This window comes from Pseudoalteromonas sp. S558, from assembly GCF_005886635.1.
Classification (GTDB): Bacteria; Pseudomonadota; Gammaproteobacteria; order Enterobacterales; family Alteromonadaceae; genus Pseudoalteromonas; species Pseudoalteromonas aliena.
In genome coordinates, this window is sequence record NZ_PNDU01000329.1 from 1 (window position 1) to 1228 (window position 1228).

Below are 1228 nucleotides of genomic sequence, written 5' to 3' on the forward strand. Positions count from 1 at the left end.
ATCGATATTACAATAATGTTATGACGCATCATTATAATGCCGGTTTAGCGCCAAATGAATCTGAGGTCAGATACAAAGATTCTAAAACTGTGGCCAAATTTTATTGACCACTACACATATACTTCATGATGTAGATGAGTGGTCATTGTCTCCAGTAAGTGAGGAACAAAAAGGTTGTATTAAATCGAATTTAAAAATTATTCAGCAAAGAGATAAAGTTCAGAATGAAGAGGCTAGGAAAAGCGGCTTTAGTAAGAAGCAGCAAAGAGAATTAATTAAGCAGTGGGAAGTTAATAATGGCTTATCATGGCCAAATGGGGCAACACCACATCATGTTATTCCATTGAAAAATGGTGGCACCAATGAGTGGTGGAATTTGATTCCAGTAAAGCACCCTCATACAGGGACTATTCATGGTACTGGCTCAGCACTTAGATCTGAATTGCCTTACAGTATTAAACTGGGAACAATAACGGAGTTGAAATGAACGACTTTCAAGCATCTTGTAAAAAATTGAATCATTTTCTTAAACAAACAGAAAAAGTAAAATTCGAGTCAGGAGAAGAGTATGGTTTTATATTGAAAAAAAGACATACTGAAATAGAGATTGATAATTTTGAAAAAAAGCATCAGATATGTTTACCTGAAGAGTATAAGTACTTCCTAATTAATGTAGGGACATCAAAACTTTATATTGATGAATATGGGTTAGGGGTAGAACTATACAATTTAGAAGATTTAAAAGTTTTTTCTGAAAGTGTTTTTGTGAATATGAAAAGTTTATTTCCTAGTTTATTAATTATTGGTTCAATACTTGGTAGGGGGGATCTTATTGGCTTTGATTTGGAAGGTAATCGAGGTAGTAGTAACTTTTCAGTGTTTTCACATGAAGACAATCCTGAATATTGGTTAGAAACTAACTCTGATTGGTCTAAGTTCAGTCTTTGGTTGCGAAAACTCGTTGAATCTGAAGGAGAAGATGACTTAATTTAATACTAAAAATCGTAAAGAAATAACAATTACACCCACTTAAATAGTGGGTGTTGATTTGCTGGTAACACTTTGTAATAAAAAATATAACACTAAAAATATCGAAATAATATGGTAATCCCCCCATTTTTAATGGAGGCTATCTGTAGAATTCCCGTTGTTTAACTTTTCCAGCTTTTGTATGGGTGTTATGCCACCTATGCCCATATTAGGGCGTTCATTATTATAAGTCCATAAC

2 protein-coding genes are annotated in these 1228 nt (G+C 33.4%); both read left to right on the forward strand.

What is annotated here, in order from left to right; all coding sequences use genetic code 11:
- Positions 1-145: 145 nt before the first annotated feature.
- Complete coding sequence (locus tag CWB66_RS18570; RefSeq protein ID WP_138586529.1) at positions 146-487, forward strand: HNH endonuclease; 342 nt, start codon at positions 146-148, stop codon at positions 485-487.
- Positions 484-993, forward strand: a complete 510-nt coding sequence (locus tag CWB66_RS18575; RefSeq protein ID WP_138586530.1) for an SMI1/KNR4 family protein — start codon at positions 484-486, stop codon at positions 991-993. The genes CWB66_RS18570 and CWB66_RS18575 overlap by 4 nt, the downstream gene beginning before the upstream one ends.
- Positions 994-1228: the final 235 nt, after the last annotated feature.